The 17,599-nt window shown below is 70.8% G+C and carries 8 protein-coding genes; 4 read left to right on the plus strand and 4 right to left on the minus strand.

The window, feature by feature from the left end; genetic code table 11:
- Positions 1 to 14 precede the first annotated feature (14 nt).
- Positions 15 to 8,531: an SDR family NAD(P)-dependent oxidoreductase gene (locus tag ABH935_RS41260; RefSeq protein WP_370383432.1), complete on the minus strand. Its 8,517-nt coding sequence runs from the start codon at positions 8,529 to 8,531 to the stop codon at positions 15 to 17.
- 245 nt (positions 8,532 to 8,776) lie between these two features.
- A complete protein-coding gene (locus ABH935_RS41265) occupies positions 8,777 to 9,736 on the minus strand; it encodes a hypothetical protein (RefSeq protein WP_370383433.1) in 960 nt (319 codons plus the stop codon).
- 386 nt (positions 9,737 to 10,122) lie between these two features.
- Between ABH935_RS41265 and ABH935_RS41270 the strand changes: the two genes are divergently transcribed.
- From ABH935_RS41270 to ABH935_RS41285, 4 genes are all read left to right on the plus strand, one after another.
- Complete coding sequence (locus tag ABH935_RS41270) at positions 10,123 to 11,001, plus strand: UbiA family prenyltransferase (RefSeq protein WP_370383434.1); 879 nt, start codon at positions 10,123 to 10,125, stop codon at positions 10,999 to 11,001.
- A gap of 128 nt (positions 11,002 to 11,129) precedes the next feature.
- Positions 11,130 to 12,239 carry a sensor histidine kinase gene (locus ABH935_RS41275; protein WP_370383435.1) on the plus strand — a complete coding sequence of 370 codons (1,110 nt, stop codon included), beginning with the start codon at positions 11,130 to 11,132 and terminating at the stop codon, positions 12,237 to 12,239.
- A gap of 37 nt (positions 12,240 to 12,276) precedes the next feature.
- A complete protein-coding gene (locus ABH935_RS41280) occupies positions 12,277 to 12,924 on the plus strand; it encodes a response regulator (protein ID WP_370383436.1) in 648 nt (215 codons plus the stop codon).
- An 11-nt stretch (positions 12,925 to 12,935) separates the two neighbouring features.
- Positions 12,936 to 13,166, plus strand: coding sequence for a 4'-phosphopantetheinyl transferase superfamily protein (locus ABH935_RS41285; RefSeq protein ID WP_370383437.1), 231 nt, complete (start codon positions 12,936 to 12,938; stop codon positions 13,164 to 13,166).
- On the opposite strand, the gene ABH935_RS41290 is transcribed toward ABH935_RS41285, so the two are convergent.
- Positions 13,117 to 15,786 carry an AAA family ATPase gene (locus ABH935_RS41290; protein ID WP_370383438.1) on the minus strand — a complete coding sequence of 890 codons (2,670 nt, stop codon included), beginning with the start codon at positions 15,784 to 15,786 and terminating at the stop codon, positions 13,117 to 13,119. The two genes, ABH935_RS41285 and ABH935_RS41290, sit on opposite strands and share 50 nt — an antisense overlap.
- Complete coding sequence (locus ABH935_RS41295; protein WP_370383439.1) at positions 15,786 to 17,480, minus strand: 2-isopropylmalate synthase; 1,695 nt, start codon at positions 17,478 to 17,480, stop codon at positions 15,786 to 15,788. Before ABH935_RS41295 ends, ABH935_RS41290 begins: the two co-directional genes overlap by 1 nt.
- Positions 17,481 to 17,599: the final 119 nt, after the last annotated feature.

Genomic DNA, 17,599 nt, shown 5'->3' on the forward strand with positions numbered 1-17,599 from the left:
CCTTTCCGGGAACGTCAGATCTCGTTGTCGATGAGGGCGAAGATCTCGTCGTCGGACGCCGAGTGGATCTTGTCCTGAAGAGCCGGCCGACGCTGGTCGCCGCCGAGGTCCCACTGCGCCAGCGCGCTGTGGAGCAGGGCGGCGACCGCGCCGCGCGCACCGTCGTCCGAGTCCGGCAGGCTCGGCCGGATGGTGTCCAGGACGGCGCGCAGCATGTCCTGCGGCGAGGGCGGCTCGGGAGCCAGAACGCTGTGGATGTGCTCCGCCAGCGCGCTCACGGTCGGGTGGTTGAAGGCGACCGTCGCGGCCGAGCGCAGGCCGGTCGCGGTGTCGATCCGGTTGCGCAGTTCCACGGCGGTCAGGGAGTCGAAGCCCATCTCGCTGAGCGATCGTCGGATGTCCACGTCGTCGGGGCCGCTGTGCGCCAGGACGGCCGCGACGTGCGAGCGGACCAAATCGACGACCACCTTGATCCCGTCCTCACGGTTCATCGACGCCAGGCGGGTCGCGAGGTCGGTGCGGGGCCGGTCGGACGCGCGCGCCGCCGCGGTACCGGAGGTCTTGGCCTTCGCCATGACGCGACGAGTCGCCGGCACCAGAGCGCGCAGGATCGGCGGGAGCGTGTCGTTCGTGGCGCGCTGCCGCAGAGCACTCATGTCCCAGGCAGCTGCGACGAAGACCGGATCGGTCGCGGCCAGGGCCGCCCGGAATCCGGCCAGTCCCCGCTCAACGCTCATCGGGGCGATGCCGGCGCGGGACATCCGGGCGAGGTCGGCTTCGGTCAGGCTCCCGGCCATGCTGCTCGGCGTGTCCCACAGCCCCCACGCGATCGACACCGCCGGGAGGCCCGCGGCACGGCGGTGGTCGGCCAACGCGTCGAGGAAGGCGTTCGCCGCCGCGTAGTTGCCCTGACCGGCAGTGCCGATCAGGCCGGCGACGGAGGAGAAGAGCACGAACATCGACAGCGGGAGGTTCCGGGTCAGCTCGTGGAGGTGCCAGGCGCCGTCGGCCTTCGCGCCGAGTGAGGCGTCGACGTGGTGCGTCGACAGGGCCTCGACGGTGGCGTCCTCCAACACGGCGGCCGTGTGGACGACTCCGGTCAGCGGACGGTTGTCGGGGATGCGGGTCAGGAGTTCGGCCAGGGCGTCGCGGTCGGAGACGTCGCAGGCGGCGATGGTGACTTCGGTTCCGACGTTCGTGAGCCGCGCCTTCAGCTCGTCGGCTCCCGGTGCGTTCGGGCCCTGCCGGGACACCAGTAGCAGATGCCGGACGTCGTGCTCGGCGGCAAGGTGTTCAGCGATGAGCGCGCCCAGCGCGCCGGTTCCACCGGTGATCAGGACGGTGCCCGTCAGAGCGAGGTCCGGAGCGTCGCCGGTCTGTGGCGAGGTGCGCCGGACAAGACGCGGAACGTAAATCACTTCGTCGCGGACCGCGAGTTGGGTCTCACCGGACTCGATGGCCCGGGCGACGCGGTGCCAGTCCGCGGACGCCTTCTCGTTCAGGTCCACCAGCGCGAACCGGCCGGGGTGCTCGGTCTCCGCCGAGCGCACGAGGCCCCAGGCGGCGCTGCCGGCCAGGTTCCCCCGGGTGACGACCACGAGACGGCTGGCTGCGAAACGCTCGTCACCGATCCAGGTCTGGAGGTGTCCGAGCAGTTCGTCCAAGGCTTCGCGCAGGGAGTAGGGCACGTCGTCCGGGTCGGCGTCGGCGAGACAGGGTACGACGACGTACCGGGGAGCGTCGGCGGCCGACAGTTCTCCCAACGACGGAAGATCGTAGGCACGCCGGGGCGCCGCTCCGGCGGCGGTCAACGCGGCTTCGACAGATTCGATGAGCTCGCCGTCGCCGAGCAGGCCCCAGCCTCCGGCGGTCGCGTCCACATCGGCCGCATGCACTTCGGCCGCCGGGCTCGCGTTCCATGCGACCCATTCGAGGGCGTGATCGACCGCGGCGTCGGGTGCGGCGGAAGAGTCGCCGCCGAGTCGCGGCGCACGACGCAACGCGAGGCTTTCGATCTCTGCGATCAGCTGTCCGGAAGTGTCGTACAGATCGAGCGCGAACTGGTCCTCACCGATCGGCGTGATGCGGGCTCGGATGCCGTCGGCTCCGCGCGCCGCCGCCTGGATCCCGGTCCATGCGAACGGCAGAAGTGTCTCGATGGCGTCGTCAGCGCCGGCCAGGCCGTCTAGCACGAGGATGTGCAGGGCTGCGTCCAAGAGCGCGGGGTGAACGGTGAAGCGGCCGGCGTCGTGGCGGACGTGGTCCGGCAGCGTCACCTCGACCCAGGTCGCCCCGCCGGCCCGCCACGCCTTAGCCAGGCCCTGGAACGCCGGACCGTAGCTGTATCCGAGGTCTGCGAGACGTTCGTAGACGCCTTCCAGATCGACCGGCTCGGCATCGCCGGGCAGATCGGCCGGCGGGGCGTCGAGCAGATCCGTGGCGGCGGTCCCGATCGTCGCTTTCGCGTGCGCGGTCCAGGTCGCTTCGGAGTCGTCGGCGGGCCGGAGATACACGGTGACGCCGCGCCGGCCGGCCTCGTCGGCGGCGCCGACGGCCACCTGCACCTCAAGCGCCGCGGTCTCGGGGAGCAGGACGGGCGCGGTGATCACGAGGTCTTCCACCCGGTCGCCGCCACAGGCCGCGGCGGCTTCCAGCGCGAAGTCCACGAACGCCGTGCCCGGCAGGAGCACCGTGCCGCCGACGCCGTGATCGGCGAGCCACGGCGCGCCGACGCGGGACAGCCGGCCGGCGGCGAGATAGCCGTCGGACTCCGCGAGCGAGGCGAACGCGCCGAGCAGCGGATGGCCGGACGCCGCTTCGGCACCGTCGAGCCAGTACCGGCGGCGGTCGAAGGGACGGTTGGGAAGCTCGATCCGCCGGGAGGACGAGGACACCGGGCCGAGGACTTCACGCCAGTCGACCGGAGCGCCGAGGACGTAGGCCTCGGCAGCCGACCGCAGGAACCGAGCGCGGCCTCCGTCCTTCTTCCGGAGCGATCCGACCGCGGCACCTCGGATCCCCGCCTCACGCAGGGAATCCTGGACGTGGCCGATGAGGACCGGATGCGGGCTGGCCTCGATGAACACCGGGAATCCGGGTTCTGCGACGCGCAGGGTCGTCTCCCGGAAGCGCACCGGGTTGCGCAGGCCCTGGAACCAATAGCCGGCTCCGAGCTCGGAGGAGTCGGCGAAGTCGGCGGTGAGCGCCGAGCAGAAGGCGACGTCGGCCGGCTGGAGCGTCAGGCCGGCGCCGATGGCGAGCAGTTCGTCCCGCAGCTGTTCGATGTGCGGGGTGTGGGCCGCGTAGTCGATGGCGACTCGGCGGATGCGGACCTGGTCGCCGAACTCGACGCCGAACTCGTCGAGGGCGTCGAGGTCGCCCGCGACGACGGTGCTCTCCGGGCCGCTGACGATGGCGATCCACAGCCGGTCGGCCCAGCGCTCCAGCATGGGCTCGACCCGGTCGGCGGGAAGAGTGAGGGCGGCCATGCCGCCGGTGCCGGTGAGCCGCATCAGGGCTTTGCTGCGCAGGGCGACCATCCTGGCGGCGTCCTCGACCGTCAGCACGCCGGCCACACAGGCCGCGGCGATCTCGCCCTGGGAATGACCGATGACCGCCGCCGGCTCGACGCCGACCGCCCGCCAAGCCGCCGCCAGCGACACCATCACCGCGAAGAGCACCGGCTGGACGACGTCGGAACCGGTCAGTTCGGGTGCACCGGGTGCTTGGCGAAGGATGTCTATCACCGACCAGCCGGTGTGCGCTTTGATGGCTTTGTCGCAGTGCCGGAGGTGGTCGCTGAAGGCCTCGTCGGTGTCGAGCAGATCGACGGCCATCCCGGGCCACTGCGAGCCCTGGCCGGGCAGCACCAGAATCGGGCGAACGTCGGGAGCTGCGGCGCCGATCGTCGCAGCGGGGTGCTCCGCGCCGTCGGCGATCGCGGCGAGAGCCGAGAAGAGCTCCTCGGGAGCGTCAGCGATGACGACGGCGCGGTGCTCGAACTCGGAGCGATATGCCAGGGCCGTGCCCGCCGCGACCAGGTCTTCGGGCGCGGCTGTGAGCGCGTGGTCGAGAAGGCGGGCTGCGTATTCGCGCAGCGAGGGCCCGGAATGCGCAGAGAAGGCCCAGATCAGCGGCCGGGCCGGAACAGCGACAGAGTCGGCGCCGCCGAGGGGATCGTTGGAAACGCTGGTCGCGCCGCCGATGACCGCGGCGCTGGGCGCCTGCTCCAGCACGACATGCGCGTTCGTGCCGCTGATGCCGAAGCCGGACACCCCCGCGCGCACCGGCCGCGACACCTGCGGCCACTGCTGCGCCTGAGCCAGCAGCCTGACTCCGGCGCCGGACCACTCGACCTCGGCCGTCGGCCGGTCGGCGTACAGGGATGCCGGCAAGCGGCCGTTCCGCATCGCCATGACCATCTTGATCACACCGGCGACTCCGGCCGCCGCCTGGGTGTGCCCGATGTTGGCCTTCACCGAGCCGACCGACAGCGGCTGCTCGCGGTCCTGTCCGTAGGCGGCCATCAGGGCTTCGGCCTCGATCGGATCGCCAAGCCTGGTCCCCGTGCCGTGGGCCTCGACGGCGTCCACGTCCGCCGGCCCGAGCCCGGCGTCGGCCAGCGCGGCCCGGATGACCCGGGTCTGGGACGGTCCGTTCGGCGCGGTCAGGCCGTTGCTGCGGCCGTCCTGGTTCACCGCCGATCCCCGGATCACGGCCAGTACCGGATGACCGTTGCGGCGGGCGTCGTCCAGCCGTTCCAGCAGAAGCATCCCGGCGCCCTCGGCCCAGCCGGTGCCGTCCGCCTCGGAGGAGAACGCCTTGCACCGTCCGTCGGCGGACAGTCCGCCCTGCCGCGAGAACTCCACGAACATGCCGGGCGTCGCCATCACCGTCACGCCTCCGGCCAGCGCGAGCGTGCACTCGCCGCGGCGCAGCGCCTGGGCCGCCCAGTGGATCGCCACGAGCGAGGAGGAGCACGCGGTGTCGACGGTGACCGCCGGACCCTCCAGGCCGAAGGTGTAGGCGACACGTCCGGAGGCGACGCTGAGCGCCGTACCGGTCAGCCGGTGCCCGTCCACGGTCTCGGTGGGCTGATGAAGCCGGGGGCCGTAGTCGGGAGCCATCGCGCCGACGAACACGCCGGTGCTGCTGCCCCGCAGCGACTCGTGGCGGATGCCGCCCTGTTCCAGCGCCTCCCAGCAGATCTCCAGCAGGAGGCGTTGCTGCGGGTCCATCGCCGTCGCCTCGCGCGGGCTGATGCCGAAGAACTCGGCGTCGAAGCCGTGGGCGTCGTGCAGGAACCCTCCGAACCGGGTGTCGCTGGTCCCCGAGGGGCCGGCCCCGGTCGCGAACAACGCCTCGAAATCCCAGCCCCGATCCGCCGGGAACTCGGTGATCGCGTCCCGGCCCTCCACGACGAGGTCCCACAGGTCCTGGGGCGAGGCCACACCGCCGGGGTAGCGGCAGCCCATGCCGACGATCGCTATCGCGTCGTCGCCAGCCGACGACGAGGTCGCGGGAGGGCTGTGACGGCCGTGATCGCTGTGAACCGGGACGGCGGCACCGGCCTGCATCAAGGTATGGAGGCGCTCGGCCAGCCGGTCGGGCGTCGGGTAGTCGAACAGCAGCCCGGCCGGGAGGGCCAGGCCGGTCGCCGACCGCAGCCGGCCGCGCAACTCGACGGCGATCGCCGAATCGACGCCCAGGTCCTTGAACGTCGAGCCAGGCCGAAGGTCCGCGGCGTCCTGGTGGCCGAGGGCTGAAGCCGTCGCGGAGAGAATCAGATCTCTGGTCTCGCCGCGGGTCTTCAGCGGGCCGGAGTACGCGTGGGCCGCCGACACCGCGGGTGCTGCCTCGCCGACCCAGAAACGACGGCGCTGGAACGGATAAGTCGGCAGGTCGATCAAGGTCGCGGCAGTCTCGGCGGCCGGGCCCGTCTCGGCGACCGAGCTCGTCCAGTCCACCGCGACACCGGCCACATACGCCTGCGCCAGCGCCAGCCGGAACTGGCCGAGCGAGCCCTGTTCCCGGCGCAGCGTCCCGAGCGCGACCGCCTCGCGCTCGGCGGCCTCGACGGTTTCCTCGATCGCCCCGACCAGCACCGGATGAGCGCTGCACTCGACGAAGACGCCGCAGCCGTGGTCGAGCGCGACCTGCACGGCGTCGGCGAACCGCACACCGTGCCGCAGGCTTCGGAACCAGTAGTCCGCGTCGAGCTCGGCGGTGTCCAGTTGTTCGCCGGTGAGCGTCGAGATGAACGGGACGTCCGTGGAAACCGGCTGAATCGGCGCGAGCGCGGCGAGCAGTTCGTCGCGGAGCTCGTCGACCGCGACCGAGTGGGACGCGTAGTCGACCGGGACCAGCTTGGTCCGGTACCCGGCAGCGTCCAGTCGGCGCTGGAGTTCGGCGAGTGCTTCGTTGGCTCCTGAGACGACCACGGAGCGAGGGCTGTTGACGGCCGCCACAGTCGCCCGCGGAGCGTGGTCGGCGATGAAGGATTCGACGACGGACACCGGAGCCGCGACCGAGAGCATCCCCCCGCCGCCGGCGATCGCCCCGATGGCCTTGCTGCGCAACGCGACGACCCGGGCCCCGTCGGACAGTGACAGGGCACCGGACACGGTCGCGGCCGCGATCTCGCCCTGCGAATGGCCGATGACCAGATCCGGCTCAGCTCCCTGCGATCGCCACAGCGTCGCCAGCGAGACCATGACGGCCCACAGAGCCGGCTGCACCACGTCGACCCGGTCGAAGTCCGGCGCGCCCTCGTCTCCCAGCAGCACCTCGACCAGGGAGAACCCGGTGAACGGCGCGAGCGCTTCGGCGCAGCTCTCGATGCCCGCCCGGAACACGGCGGACTCGGCCATCAGGCTTCGAGCCATCTGAGGCCACTGCGATCCCTGGCCGGGGAAGACGAACGCACAGCGGCCGTCCACCTTCGCGCCCACGACCGTCGACTCGTCAGGGCTGCCCGAAGCCAGGGCCGCCAGGCTCGCACCGTTGTCCGGGCCCAAGAGAACAGCGCGGTGCTCGAACGCGGTGCGCGTGCGAAGCAGCGACCGGCCGACCGATTCGGTGCTGGGACCAGGGCCCGCGGCGATCCGCTGGGACAGTCGTTCTGCCTGGGCTCGAACCGCCTCGGGGGTCTTGCCGCTGAGGATCCACGGCAGATCACCGGTGGCCGGCGGCATCGTGGGCGTCGTGGGCGTCGTGAGCACGGCGGACGTCGCCGGTGCCGTCGCCTCATCAGGCACCTGGGCCAGCACCAGATGGCAGTTCGTGCCTCCCATGCCGAAGGAGCTGACGGCCGCGACGGCCGGCCGATCGCCCCCCGGCCAGGCCCGGGTCGTCGAGACGACCTCCAGGCCGAGGTCGTCCATGGGAATCCGCGGGTTCGGCTTCTCGAACCCGACAGTCGCCGGGATGGCGCCGTGCCGCAGGCTCAGGACCACCTTCACCAGTCCGGCGATGCCGGCCGCGCCCTCAAGGTGCCCGATGTTCGTCTTCACCGACCCGACCAGCAGCCGGTCCCGGCCCCCGGTCCCGTGCGGGCCGGCGAGAGCCCCGCCGAGCGCCGCCGCCTCGATCGGGTCGCCGACCGGCGTCCCGGTCCCGTGGAGCTCGACGTACCGGACGTCCGCGGCCCGGACGCCGGATCGCTGCCAGGCGAGCTCGATGACTTCCTGCTGCGCGCGCCGGCTCGGTGCCGTCAGCCCCGCGCCGCCGCCGTCGTTGTTCACCGCCGCGCCGAGGACGACGCAGTGCACGGGGTCGCCGTCGCGGCGGGCGTCGCCGAGCCGCTTGAGCACGACCAGCGCCCCGCCCTCGCCGCGGACGTAGCCGTCGGCGCGCTCGTCGAAGACGTGGCACCGGCCGTCCGGGGACAGGGCCCCGAACCGTCCGATCGCCGCGGTCGTCTGCCCGGCGAGATTGAGGTTCACCCCGCCGGCCAGCGCCAGGCCGGTGTCGCCGCGTCGCAGGCTTTCGCAGGCCATCTGGACCGCGACCAGCGAGGACGACTGTCCGGTGTCCACGGTCAGGCTGGCGCCGCGCAGCCGGAGGAAGTACGAGACCCGGTTGGCGATGATCGTCCGGTGCGTGCCGGTGTAAGAATGCGGGCTCTGGACGCCGAGGCGGTCCTGGATCCCCGCGTAGTCGTTCCCGATCGCGCCGATGAACACCGAGGCGTCCGAGTCCCGCACCGTCTCGGGCACGATCCGCGCGTACTCCAGCGCCTCCCACGCCAGCTCCAGCGCCAGGCGCTGCTGGGGGTCCATGGCCGCGGCCTCGTTCGGCGAGATCCCGAAGAAGGCGGCGTCGAATCCCGCGACGTCGTCGAGGAATCCGCCGCGGCGGTACTCGGGCACCAGGGCGGTCGGCCACCGGTCCTCGGGCGCCTCGGTGACCGCGTCCACGCCGTCGCGCAGGAGGTCCCAGAAAGCGTCCGGATCGGCGGCTCCCGGCAGCCGGCAGGACATGCCGATGACGGCTATCGGTTCCACGGACGCGGAATTCTGCTGAACCACCATCGGTGCACCCCCTTCATTCCCCTGCAATGACAGCGCATCAACATTCAACGTGAGGGTCAAGCGACATCGGCGCGAAGAGTACTGACAACAAGTGGCCGCCATTCCCGGGCAGTGCGGAATACAGAATCCCGGTGTCGGGCCGGCCCGAACGGCGGCGCAGATCTGATCGGAGGCGATCGGACGCTTTCTTCGCGCGCTGGATGAACCTGCGCCGCAGAGCTCTCAACGGCGCCTCTGAGCGAGCTTCAGACCGCTTCCACGAGCCGGCGCCGCACGGCCCGCGCCCCGGCCTGGAACCGGCTGACGGCTCCGAGGTCCTGCATCAGCGCGGCGATGTGGCGCCGAGTGGTCCGCACCGACATGCCGAGCTTGCGGGCCATGACCTCGTCGGTGAGGCCCTGCGCCATCATGGCGGCGATGGACTGCTGCAGGTCGTCGGCCGCCTCGGCGTAGCCGGGGTTCGAACGGTCGACCGGCGTCGCGGCGTCCCACTGGTACTCGAAGACGTCCAGCAGGAAGCGCACCACGACGTCCACCCGCACGCAGGACGCACCGGGCTCGGGCGAGGCGCCGTCCAGCAGCACCGCCTGCGCCCCGTCGAAGACGACGGCCGCGCGCGGAACGTGGCTGACCGTGCGCACCTGCGCGCCGAGCTCCGTCAGGTCCCTGAGTTTGCGGCGCGTGAGCAGTTCGGCGCGGTGCCGGTGACGGCAGATGACACGGACCGCGACGCCGCGCGCGGCCTGCTGCGCGCAGACCCGCAGGACGTCGTCGAACTCCTCGGCGTCCCAGTCGCCGGACTGCAGCACCAGGATCTCGGCGGCGCAGGAGGCCGCGGCGAGCTTGAGGAATCCACGGACCGCGACGGGGTCGGCGACGCGCTCGACGGGCGCGGGCTCGGCGGCCGGCCGGGCCTTGCGCGCGTAGTCCCGGCGGAAGGACTCGGTGCGCTCCTGGATCTGGGCTATGAGTTCCTTGCGGCGGTAGATCTCTTGCTCCATCGGCGATACCAGGAGCAGAGCCGCGATCTCGGGATCGACGGCCACCAGCAGGCCGTCGGCTCCCGGATCGACCGCGAGCAGGCGACGGCCCCGCAGACTCGCGATCGCCTCCTCGGCCTGGCCCGCGGACATGTCGAGCTCGGCCGCGGCGAGCGCGGCGGACGTGATGCCGCCGGTATCCACGGCATATCGGTAAACAGCCACAAGACGCTCTTCGTGGGCGTCGTGATTCTCGTGAGCTTCGTGAACAGGCTTCGCACTTTGCGCGGGAACGAAAACGGAAATTGTCTCGGGGAAACCCGGGTCGGCACCGAATACGGTCGTCATTTGCTGTCCCCCTCCTTACATGCCTCTCCCCGTTGGGCAACGGACGGCAAGGTCAGCGCTCATTCGCACCTGTGTTTCGCTGGCCGCCTCGAATGTAAGAGTCGCGCGATCGAGCCTGGAACCCCTACACGACACACCCCGACCCCACACCACACCCCAGCCCCCCTTGGCGCGGCGTCGGATCACGCCTGACCATGACCGGCGAAGTCACGGCTGCCCGGCCGCGGGGCCGGCCGCCGCCGAGCCGGCGGAGAGGGAGAACCATGGACGTACGTCCCCTGGCGGCTTGCTGGTCGGAGGCCCGGCCCGTGGTCCAGGCCGTCTTCGTGATGCGGTTCCTCGCCGGCGCGCTGCTCGTCGACCCCGGGCACCTGGCCCACCCCGGACGGATCGCCCTGGCCGCCGCCGGGTGGAGTTGCTCGACGATCGCGATCTACGTCTTCAACGGGATCGCCGACCGCCGGGAGGACATCGCGAACGGCTCTACCCGGCCCATCGCGTCGGGACGGCTGTCGGTGCGGTACGCGAGCCGGGTCGTGGCCGTGCTCGCCTGCGCGGCTCTGGGGTGCGCGTGGTCGTTCGGCTTCACCGAAGGGCTCTGCGCGACGCTGTTCCTGCTCGTCGGTTACGGCTACTCCGGTCCGCCGTTTCCACTGAAGAACACTTACATCAGCTGCACCCTCGGCGGCATCGCTCTGGGCCTGATCACCTATCTGGGCGGGTGCGCGGCCGTCGGGCACGGGATCAGCGCCCCGTTCGCGATCTTCGCGGTCTCGATGTCGCTGTGGATGGGCGGCGTCGGCGGGATCGCCAAGGACCTGTCCGACGTCGAGGGCGACCGGATCGCCGGCCGGCGCACGCTCCCGATCGTGGTCGGGGAACGCTCGGCCCGTCGGCTGCTCGCCGCGGTGGCGGCCGTGGTGGCCCTGTCGTTCGGCGGCGCGGCCCGGATCTCGTCGGCGCCTCTGGTCTGGAGCGCCGGGGTGGTCCTCATCGGGGCCGTCGTCGTCGGCCGTCTGAGCTTCGTCTCGCCGACGTCCAGAGACCGCCGACGGATGCGATCGCCTTACCGCGCGTTCATGTGGACGCAACATGTGACGCATATCGTGTTGGCAGCTACCATCTGGGGTCTGCCGCACTGAGCACCCCGGCGAGATCTGAACGCTGGTACGCTCCGTCTGCACCTTCATCGTGTTCTGATACGTCGAATCGGGGTCGTGACGAACAGCTCGCACACAAGCCTGATTCATGTGAATAACGGGGAGAGAAGATGGGGGAGGAGAGCCGCCCATCGCTCAGCCCGGGCGAGGTTGCGGCGCGACTGATCGAGTCGGCCAGGGAACAGATCCTGAGCACCTACGCCGAGCGCCTGGCCTCCTTGGGCAACAGCGTGGCCGGAGACGCCCACGCGCTTGAGCAGTCTTTGGCCAATGCCGGGCAGATCATCTCCGACGTGGTGTCCAGCCTGCGCCGGGGCCGCGTCCACGTGGCCGACGACTACCGGCTGATCGCCCGGGGCATCGGGGTGACCAGGGCCCGCGACGGAGTCCATCCGAAGGAATCGCTGGAGGCCGCCTCAGCCTTCTTCCAAACCGCTCTGTCGGCCATGGCGCAGCTCATCGAACCCGGCCCGGAATCGCTCAACCAGTACGTCCTGGTGACACTGGCCCTTGAGGAGAGCCTGAACCTTCGGGTGCGCGAATCAGTCTCCAGCTATACGGGGTTTCTCCTGCAACAAGTCCGCAGAGCCCAGGTCGCCGAACGCCGGCGCATAGCTCGCGACCTTCACGACCGAGTCGGCAACACCGTCAGCGTGGCACACCGGCAGCTCGAACTCTACGAGATGTACCGCACCAGCCAGCCGACGAAGGCCAACGCGAAGGTGGAAGCGGCGCAGCGTGCCATCCAGGAGTCGATGGGGAACCTGCGCACCGTCGCCTCCGACCTGCACGCCCCTGACCCGGTCCAGAACCTCGAAAAGGCGCTGCGCGCGTACCTGAACAGCGCGAGCGTCGAAGGCGTCGAGATCGACCTGGTGGTGAACGGCGACGAGGCGTGGGCACCGACCACGGTCCTCGACGAGACGCTGCTGATCGTCCGCGAAGCCGTGGCCAACGCGCTCCGCTACGCCTCGGCCTCGGTGATCGCCGTCGACATCGAGATAACCCCCGACACTCTGCGGGCGCTGGTCGAGGACGACGGGTGTGGCTTCGACGCCGGGCGGGTCCCGGCCGGACGCCACGGCGTCGGGCTGAAGTCGATGGTCGAGCGCGCCGAGCTGTTGGACGGCGCCGTGCGGGTGAACACCAGGCTGGGCATCGGCACGCTGGTGGAGTTCCGGGTGCCGCTGAAGGGCCGGCCCGATGACCGCGCCGGGTGAGGCCGGCCCACCTCGACCGACCGGCGGGCGGACACCGGTGACGACCGTCGTCATCGCCGACGACCACGCCCTGTTCCGCGACGGCGTCCGCGAGATCCTGGAGGCGCACGACGACATAGCGGTCGTCGGCGAGGCCGCCACCGGCGACGAGGCCGTGGCGCAGGCGGTACGGAACCAGCCGGACGTCGTGTTGCTGGACGTGGAGATGCCGGGCATGGAGGCGCTGGACACGGTCGTGGCCATCGGCCAGCTGTCCCCCTCGACCCGCGTCATCATCCTGAGCATGTACGACGGCCCGGAAGTGCTCCGCCGGCTCATCGGCGCGGGCAGCCGCGGCTACCTGCTGAAGAGCGTCAACCGCCAGGAACTGGTGGGCGCGCTGCGCAGCGTCGTCGGCGACGACGAGCGCATCGTGCTGGCGGTCTCCCGGGAAGGGCTGTCCCTGATGCACCGCCCGGTCGGCCAGGACCCGCTGTCCAGCCGGGAGCTGGAGCTGCTGCGGCTGGTGGCCGCGGCGATGAGCAACAGCCAGATCGCGAAGCGGCTGGACATCACGGTGCCGACGGTGAAGCGGCACCTGCGGAACATCTTCGTGAAGCTGGGCGCGGTGTCACGACTGGACGCCGTGAACCGCGCGGTCGACTGCGGGCTGCTTCCCGCCAAACGGTCGCACGGCCGGTCCTGACGGAAAGCAGGATGGCGCGGATCGCGGGCTTCGCGCTCAGCCGCCCGGAGACTTTCTGGGACCGGCTGCTCTTCAGCGCCAAGGAGTCCGTCTACAAGGCGTGGTTCACACTGATACGCACCTTCCTCGACTTCGCCGGCGCCCTGGTCACCGGGGCGGTCACCGACGGCGTGATCCTCACCCCGATCGTCCTCACACCGACTGCAACACCGACGACAGGTCCGCCCGGTTCGTCACGTTGAGTTTGCGATAGGCCCTGGTCAGATGCTGCTCGACCGTGGACACCGTGACATACAGCCGCTTGGCGATCTCAGCGTTCGTGTACGCCGCCCCGGCGAGCTGCACCACTCGCCGCTCGGCCTCCGTCAGCGACGGCACCCCCGAACCGGGCGAGCCGTCCTCGGCCTCGGGCCCGGGCCCGGGTTCCAGATCCGGCCCGACGTCGACCGCCAGTCGCCGGATCAGCGGCAGCGCGTGGCAGGTCTTCGCCAAGCCCCAGGCCCGCCGGCCGATCACCGAGGCACGGCGCGGCTCGCCGAGGGTGATGTAAGCCGCCGTCAGCTCTGTCAGGGCTCTGGCCAGCTCGTACCGGTCGCCGACGGACTCCAGCACATCCGCGGCCTGATGGAGCAGCGTCAGCCGGCGCCGCCCGTCAACGGTCGCCGCGAGCATCCGCATCGTGATCCCCCGCGTGCGCCGCAGCGTCCGACCGCACCGCTTCAGCTGTTCCTGCAACAGTCGGCGTGCCTCATCCCGATCCCCCATCGCCAGCCTGGCTTCGGCGAGGTCCAGGCGCCACGCGATCAACCCGGCGCTGTCCATGTTCCAGCGCGTCATCAAGTCGCCGCACAGCTGGAAGTCCTGCACCGCTGATTCCACGCTCCCCGCCCGCAACCGGCATCGCCCGCGGGCCTGGAGGTAGTTCAGGCCATAGCGGCTTTGCAGCATCCCCTGCGGAACCGCCCTCCCCAGTTCCTCCTCCGCCTCGTCATCCCGGCCCATCGCCAAGAGCGGGAGCAGCAGGTTCGCCAGCAGCCCGCCGACCGTGACACCCCAACCCGCATCCGCGACGGCGTCCAACGCGTATCGGGCGTGACGCTCGGCGACGAGCAGGTCGCCCTGGCGAAAGCTGATCTCGGCGCGGATCGTGCGCAACCGCGCGTGCCGGCTCGGCGCCTGGCGGTTCGTGGCGTCCTCGATCAGCCCGTCGCACCAAGGTGCGGCACGATCGGCGCACTCGCTGTAGGTGAGGGCCAGCAGCGCCGATTCGACGGTGTCCATCCCCATCTCGTCCAGGCGCGCACCGCGCAGGAGCCGTTCCGCCTCCGCGACGACAGGCTCGGAAGGCCCCCGACTCAGGACACTGTCCAGTGCCGTCGCGGCCTTCCACCGACGCCCCGGGTCGAGTTCCAAGGAAGCCGGCAACCGGTCGCCCGGCGAGGGGACATGATCCAGGATCGGAGTGTAGGAACACCGCAGCCACGGGTAGATATCGCGCAGCTCGGCCAAGGCGTCCGGATCGGCGAGGGCGTCGGACTCCCGCAGACTGGTCAGGACCTCGCGAGCCGTGTCGAACCGGCCGTGCCACAGCAGGGCCTTGGTCAGCACCAACGCGTCGCTGCCCCGCAGGTGTCCGCGGTGGAGGGCGTCAGTGAGCTCTGCCATGTGCGGCGCCGGAGCACTCGGGTCGATCCGCCACCGCGCGCGCAGCAACGTGGTTCGGATCCCGGCCAACCGCGTCTGGTCCTCACAGGCCAGACAGGCGAGCTTCAGCAGGTCGATGGCCAGCTCGGTGCTTCCCTCGGCGAGCGCCGAACCGGCGGCCGACTCCAGGACCGGCACAGCCCACGCTCCAGGCGTACGGCGCGCCGCCAGCAGATGTTCGGCGACAACGTTTGGCGGGGCCCCTTCCTCGAACGTCACATCCGCGGCGCGACTGTGCAGGTGGACGCGCTGTTCGGAACCGAGATCGACCAGGAGGGCTTCCCGCGCCGAATCGTCACGGAACCAGCCGTCGTGCAGTACTCCGGCCTGTTCCAGAGCCCGCAGTGCCGCCCCGGTCTCCATCACGTCCCGGTCCAGGAGGCGATCGATCCAGCGCGTGGTACCCAGTACGGCCAAGCCGGCCGCGACGTCGCGCATACCGGCATCACCACGCCGCAGACATCCGAGAACGGCGCTGCCGTAGCCCTCGGCCCGGAGCAAGGCGGTGACGAGCAACGGATTGCCACCGCTGAGCTCGTGGAGTCCGTCCGGATCTGCGGCGTTCGGAACGGTCGCGGCCAGCGCCCGAACCCCGCGCACGCTGAGCGGGCCGACCGGGATCACGTGTGTGGAGGGCCGCCGCATCAGCTCCAGCTGAAGCTCGGACGGCGGATCGGGCGGACCGGGCTCGGCGATGAGAATCAGGAGACGGGAGTTCCGAGCCCGCCGGGCCAGCGCCGACAAGCACTGCGCCGACGCCGGGTCGGCGCACTGGGCGTCGTCCAGGATCAGGACCAGCGTGGTGTCCTCGGCGACGTCGAGCAGAGCGCGGCAGACCTCTTCGGCGAGCCAGGTCTGCGCGACGCCGACGGCCGAGGCCGACCGCGCGAGACGACCGGCTGCCTCGCTCACCAGATCCACCCCGCGCATCAGCTGCCGCAGCACACCCCACCGCAGAACCGACTCCTCCGCGGAACAGACCGCTGAGAGAACTGAGGCGCCTGCCTGCTGAGCCCGTTCGGCGAAGACGTCGACCAACGCGCTCTTCCCGGTCCCGACGGGGCCGCAGACCACCGCGGCCCGTCCGCTGCCGGCCGACGCCTCGCGCAGCAACGTGTCCAGCAGGTCCAGCTGCTCCTGCCGTTCGACCAGGGCCATCACGCCGGCACCGCGGCATCGGGGGCGATCGGCGCTCCCGCACCCCGTCGGCGGACGACGCGGACCGCGGCCAGTGCGGCACCGACCAGGTCGGGTCCGGTCCCGACGCCCCACAGCGGCGCGCCGCTCCCGGAGTACTCGGCGTAGACCGTGACCGAGCCTTCGCATTCCGGCCCGCCCTCGACTGCTCCGGTCCGGACGACCTCGCATACCTCGACGCCCCATCGCGCCAGGGCCGTGTCCAGGCCGTCGGCGGTCGAATCCTCGACGTACAGACGGACGGCGATCGGTACCGGCTCGGCAGGCCCGGCAGCCTCGAACGGAGCAAGCGGTGCGCACCCGTCGGCGCTCATCACGTATTCGTGCTCGAACAGCGCCTTGAGCCGATCCGGGGTCATCTCACATCCGGCGGCTTCGGCGGATTCCTGCACGATCCGCGCGAACTCGATCTGCAGTCCCCGCGGCAGCCGCAGTCCGTGCCACGTGGCCATGATGTAGGCGACGCCGCCCTTCCCGGACTGGCTGTTGATCCGGACGACCGCCTCGTAGTCGCGACCCACGTCCCGGGGATCCATGGGCAGGTAGGGAATCCGCCAGGGCAACTCCCCGGGATCGGTCCCGTTGAGCGCCGCCTCGCGGTCCAAAGCGTCGAAGCCCTTCTTGATGGCGTCCTGGTGCGCACCGGAAAAGGCAGTGAACACCAGTTCGCCCGCATAGGGATGGCGAATCGGCACGGGCAACTGGCTGCAGTCCTCGACGACGCGCCGAACGTTCCCGAGGTCGGAGAAGTCGATTCCGGGGTCCACGCCGTGGGTCAGCAGATTCAGACCGAGGGTCACCAGGCAGACGTTTCCGGCCCGCTCCCCGCCGCCGAACAGACACCCCTCGACACGCTGCGCACCGGCCAGCATCGCGAGTTCCGCTGCCGCCACACCGGTCCCGCGATCGTTGTGCGGGTGGACGGACAGGCAGACGCTCTCCCGATGGGACAGATGACGGTCCAGCCACTCGATCTGGTCGGCGAAGACGTGCGGCAGCGAGCGCTCGACCGTCGAGGCGACGTTGAGGATGATCTCGCGGTCCGCCTCGGGCTGCCAGACCGCCATGACGGCTTCGCAGACCTCCAGCGCGAACTCGTGCTCGGTCTCGTTGAACGCCTCCAGCGAGTACTCCAGACCGATCCGGCCGCCGCCCGAGCTCCGCTCGGCGTACTTCATCATCCACCGGACGCCTTGCACCGCCAGGCTGCGGCACTCGTCCCGGTCCATTCCGTAGACGAGTTCGCGGAACAAGGGGGCCGTCGCGTTGTAGACGTTCACGGTGGCGGACGCGGCCCCGTCCAGTACCTCGACCGTCCGCCGGATCAGTTCGTCGCGGGCCGGCACCAACACCGAGATCCGGACGTCGTCGGGGATCAGGTCCTGTTCGATGAGCAGCCGGACGAAGTCGTGGTCGTCCTGCGAGGCGACCGGGAATCCGACCTCGATCTCCCGGTAGCCCATCTCGACCAGAAGCTCGAACATCGCGAGCTTGCGGGCCGGGGACATCGGGGTGGCCAGCGCCTGGTTCCCGTCACGCAGATCGGTCGACAGCCAGCGCGGCGCGCCGGTCAGGACCCGGTCGGGCCACTCGCGGTCCGGAACGACGAGCGGGACGAAGGGCTGGTAGCGCTGCGAGCTTCTGATGGCGTGCACAACCGTGCTCCTTCCAGAAGTGCCCTAATTCAGATATGACGCTAGTGACCGCTCGGGCGCACTACACCGGATCTGAACACAGGTCACGCCTGGGGAGCCGAAGGAGTCGGACGCGGTAT

The sequence above is a fragment of the Catenulispora sp. GAS73 genome, from assembly GCF_041262085.1.
Lineage (GTDB): Bacteria > Actinomycetota > Actinomycetes > Streptomycetales > Catenulisporaceae > Catenulispora.